Below are 5,021 nucleotides of genomic sequence, written 5' to 3' on the forward strand. Positions count from 1 at the left end.
ATTGAGTGACAAAGACCTTTGAAAACTGAACAAGACGAACCAATGTGCAGGGCACTATAACTAAGGTTATAGTACTGAACAATGAAAAAAACAATAAATCTGTCAGTGACAGAAATGAGTGAGAACTCAAACTTTTAATGAGAGTTTGATCCTGGCTCAGGACGAACGCTGGCGGCGTGCCTAATACATGCAAGTAGAACGCTGAAGAGAGGAGCTTGCTCTTCTTGGATGAGTTGCGAACGGGTGAGTAACGCGTAGGTAACCTGCCTGGTAGCGGGGGATAACTATTGGAAACGATAGCTAATACCGCATAATAGCAGTTATTGCATGATAACTGTTTGAAAGGTGCAAATGCATCACTACCAGATGGACCTGCGTTGTATTAGCTAGTTGGTGAGGTAACGGCTCACCAAGGCGACGATACATAGCCGACCTGAGAGGGTGATCGGCCACACTGGGACTGAGACACGGCCCAGACTCCTACGGGAGGCAGCAGTAGGGAATCTTCGGCAATGGACGGAAGTCTGACCGAGCAACGCCGCGTGAGTGAAGAAGGTTTTCGGATCGTAAAGCTCTGTTGTAAGAGAAGAACGAGTGTGAGAGTGGAAAGTTCACACTGTGACGGTATCTTACCAGAAAGGGACGGCTAACTACGTGCCAGCAGCCGCGGTAATACGTAGGTCCCGAGCGTTGTCCGGATTTATTGGGCGTAAAGCGAGCGCAGGCGGTTAGATAAGTCTGAAGTTAAAGGCTGTGGCTTAACCATAGTACGCTTTGGAAACTGTTTAACTTGAGTGCAAGAGGGGAGAGTGGAATTCCATGTGTAGCGGTGAAATGCGTAGATATATGGAGGAACACCGGTGGCGAAAGCGGCTCTCTGGCTTGTAACTGACGCTGAGGCTCGAAAGCGTGGGGAGCAAACAGGATTAGATACCCTGGTAGTCCACGCCGTAAACGATGAGTGCTAGGTGTTAGACCCTTTCCGGGGTTTAGTGCCGCAGCTAACGCATTAAGCACTCCGCCTGGGGAGTACGACCGCAAGGTTGAAACTCAAAGGAATTGACGGGGGCCCGCACAAGCGGTGGAGCATGTGGTTTAATTCGAAGCAACGCGAAGAACCTTACCAGGTCTTGACATCCCTCTGATCGCTCTAGAGATAGAGTTTTCCTTCGGGACAGAGGTGACAGGTGGTGCATGGTTGTCGTCAGCTCGTGTCGTGAGATGTTGGGTTAAGTCCCGCAACGAGCGCAACCCCTATTGTTAGTTGCCATCATTTAGTTGGGCACTCTAGCGAGACTGCCGGTAATAAACCGGAGGAAGGTGGGGATGACGTCAAATCATCATGCCCCTTATGACCTGGGCTACACACGTGCTACAATGGCTGGTACAACGAGTCGCAAGCCGGTGACGGCAAGCTAATCTCTTAAAGCCAGTCTCAGTTCGGATTGTAGGCTGCAACTCGCCTACATGAAGTCGGAATCGCTAGTAATCGCGGATCAGCACGCCGCGGTGAATACGTTCCCGGGCCTTGTACACACCGCCCGTCACACCACGAGAGTTTGTAACACCCGAAGTCGGTGAGGTAACCTTTTAGGAGCCAGCCGCCTAAGGTGGGATAGATGATTGGGGTGAAGTCGTAACAAGGTAGCCGTATCGGAAGGTGCGGCTGGATCACCTCCTTTCTAAGGATAAGGAATGCACATTGGTCTTGTTTAGTCTTGAGAGGTCTTGTGGGGCCTTAGCTCAGCTGGGAGAGCGCCTGCTTTGCACGCAGGAGGTCAGCGGTTCGATCCCGCTAGGCTCCATTGGTGAGAGATCACCAAGTAATGCACATTGAAAATTGAATATCTATATCAAATAGTAACAAGAAAATAAACCGAAACGCTGTAGTATTAAAAGAGTTTATGACTGAAAGGTCAAAAATAAGGTTAAGTTAATAAGGGCGCACGGTGGATGCCTTGGCACTAGGAGCCGAAGAAGGACGTGACAAACGACGATATGCCTTGGGTAGCTGTAAGTAAGCGATGATCCAGGGATTTCCGAATGGGGGAACCCAACAGGTACTACCTGTTACCCGCATCTGTTAAGGATGTGAGGAGGAAGACGCAGTGAACTGAAACATCTAAGTAGCTGCAGGAAGAGAAAGCAAAAGCGATTGCCTTAGTAGCGGCGAGCGAAACGGCAGGAGGGCAAACCGAAGAGTTTACTCTTCGGGGTTGTAGGACTGCAAAGTGGACTCAAAGATTATAGAAGAATGATTTGGGAAGATCAGCCAAAGAGAGTAATAGCCTCGTATTTAAAATAGTCTTTGTACCTAGCAGTATCCTGAGTACGGCGGGACACGCGAAATCCCGTCGGAATCTGGGAGGACCATCTCCCAACCCTAAATACTCCCTAGTGACCGATAGTGAACCAGTACCGTGAGGGAAAGGTGAAAAGCACCCCGGGAGGGGAGTGAAATAGAACCTGAAACCGTGTGCCTACAACAAGTTCGAGCCCGTTAATGGGTGAGAGCGTGCCTTTTGTAGAATGAACCGGCGAGTTACGATATGATGCGAGGTTAAGTTGAAGAGACGGAGCCGCAGGGAAACCGAGTCTGAATAGGGCGCATTAGTATCATGTCGTAGACCCGAAACCATGTGACCTACCCATGAGCAGGTTGAAGGTGCGGTAAGACGCACTGGAGGACCGAACCAGGGCACGTTGAAAAGTGCTTGGATGACTTGTGGGTAGCGGAGAAATTCCAAACGAACTTGGAGATAGCTGGTTCTCTCCGAAATAGCTTTAGGGCTAGCGTCGACATTAGAGATTCTTGGAGGTAGAGCACTGTTTGGGTGAGGGGTCCATCCCGGATTACCAATCTCAGATAAACTCCGAATGCCAAAGAATTATGGTCGGCAGTCAGACTGCGAGTGCTAAGATCCGTAGTCGAAAGGGAAACAGCCCAGACCACCAGCTAAGGTCCCAAAATAATTGTTAAGTGGAAAAGGATGTGGGGTTGCACAGACAACTAGGATGTTAGCTTAGAAGCAGCTATTCATTCAAAGAGTGCGTAATAGCTCACTAGTCGAGTGACCCTGCGCCGAAAATGTACCGGGGCTAAAACAATTTACCGAAGCTGTGGATACCTTTATAGGTATGGTAGGAGAGCGTTCTATGTGTGAAGAAGGTGTACCGTGAGGAGTGCTGGAACGCATAGAAGTGAGAATGCCGGTATGAGTAGCGAAAGACAGGTGAGAATCCTGTCCACCGTAAGACTAAGGTTTCCAGGGGAAGGCTCGTCCGCCCTGGGTTAGTCGGGACCTAAGGAGAGACCGAAAGGTGTATCCGATGGACAACAGGTTGATATTCCTGTACTAGAGTATGTAGTGATGGAGGGACGCAGTAGGCTAACTAAAGCAGACGAATGGAAGTGTCTGTCTAAGCAGTGAGGTGTGAATTGAGTCAAATGCTTAATTCTATAACATTGAGCTGTGATGGGGAGCGAAGTTTAGTAGCGAAGTTAGTGACGTCACACTGCCAAGAAAAGCTTCTAGCGTTTAAGCATACTCTACCCGTACCGCAAACCGACACAGGTAGTCGAGGCGAGTAGCCTCAGGTGAGCGAGAGAACTCTCGTTAAGGAACTCGGCAAAATGACCCCGTAACTTCGGGAGAAGGGGTGCTGACTTAGGTCAGCCGCAGTGAATAGGCCCAAGCAACTGTTTATCAAAAACACAGCTCTCTGCTAAATCGTAAGATGATGTATAGGGGGTGACGCCTGCCCGGTGCTGGAAGGTTAAGAGGAGTGCTTAGGAGTAATCCGAAGGTATGAATTGAAGCCCCAGTAAACGGCGGCCGTAACTATAACGGTCCTAAGGTAGCGAAATTCCTTGTCGGGTAAGTTCCGACCCGCACGAAAGGCGTAATGATTTGGGCACTGTCTCAACGAGAGACTCGGTGAAATTTTAGTACCTGTGAAGATGCAGGTTACCCGCGACAGGACGGAAAGACCCCATGGAGCTTTACTGCAGTTTGATATTGAGTGTCTGTACCACATGTACAGGATAGGTAGGAGTCTATGAGATCGGGACGCCAGTTTCGAAGGAGACGTTGTTGGGATACTACCCTTGTGTTATGGCCACTCTAACCCAGATAGGTTATCCCTATCGGAGACAGTGTCTGACGGGCAGTTTGACTGGGGCGGTCGCCTCCTAAAAGGTAACGGAGGCGCCCAAAGGTTCCCTCAGAATGGTTGGAAATCATTCGCAGAGTGTAAAGGTATAAGGGAGCTTGACTGCGAGAGCTACAACTCGAGCAGGGACGAAAGTCGGGCTTAGTGATCCGGTGGTTCCGTATGGAAGGGCCATCGCTCAACGGATAAAAGCTACCCTGGGGATAACAGGCTTATCTCCCCCAAGAGTTCACATCGACGGGGAGGTTTGGCACCTCGATGTCGGCTCGTCGCATCCTGGGGCTGTAGTCGGTCCCAAGGGTTGGGCTGTTCGCCCATTAAAGCGGCACGCGAGCTGGGTTCAGAACGTCGTGAGACAGTTCGGTCCCTATCCGTCGCGGGCGTAGGAAATTTGAGAGGATCTGCTCCTAGTACGAGAGGACCAGAGTGGACTTACCGCTGGTGTACCAGTTGTCTTGCCAAAGGCATCGCTGGGTAGCTATGTAGGGACGGGATAAACGCTGAAAGCATCTAAGTGTGAAACCCACCTCAAGATGAGATTTCCCATGATTTTATATCAGTAAGAGCCCTGAGAGATGATCAGGTAGATAGGTTAGAAGTGGAAGTGTGGCGACACATGTAGCGGACTAATACTAATAGCTCGAGGACTTATCCAAAGTAACTGAGAATACGAAGTGTAAGGTTTTCTTGGTATTTGATAGATATTCAATTTTGAGTAGGTATTACTCAGAGTTAAGTGACGATAGCCTAGGAGATACACCTGTACCCATGCCGAACACAGCAGTTAAGCCCTAGAACGCCGGAAGTAGTTGGGGGTTGCCCCCTGTGAGATATGGAAGTCGCTTAGC

Annotated in this window: 1 tRNA gene and 3 rRNA genes; all 4 read left to right on the forward strand. The window is 49.8% G+C overall.

Annotated elements, in window-relative coordinates:
• Positions 1–133: 133 nt before the first annotated feature.
• The 4 genes from D8862_RS09440 to rrf all read left to right on the forward strand — a co-directional run bounded on the left by D8862_RS09440 (position 134) and on the right by rrf (position 5,021).
• A 16S ribosomal RNA gene (locus tag D8862_RS09440) occupies positions 134–1,682 on the forward strand.
• Between the two features lie 50 nt (positions 1,683–1,732).
• A tRNA-Ala gene (locus D8862_RS09445) sits at positions 1,733–1,805 on the forward strand.
• A gap of 121 nt (positions 1,806–1,926) precedes the next feature.
• Positions 1,927–4,829 (forward strand): 23S ribosomal RNA (locus D8862_RS09450).
• Between the two features lie 76 nt (positions 4,830–4,905).
• A 5S ribosomal RNA gene (rrf, locus tag D8862_RS09455) occupies positions 4,906–5,021 on the forward strand.
• Together the 16S, 23S and 5S rRNA genes with 1 tRNA gene alongside form the textbook arrangement of a ribosomal RNA operon.

It is taken from the genome of Streptococcus oralis (genome assembly GCF_003942585.1).
Lineage (GTDB): Bacteria > Bacillota > Bacilli > Lactobacillales > Streptococcaceae > Streptococcus > Streptococcus oralis_BE.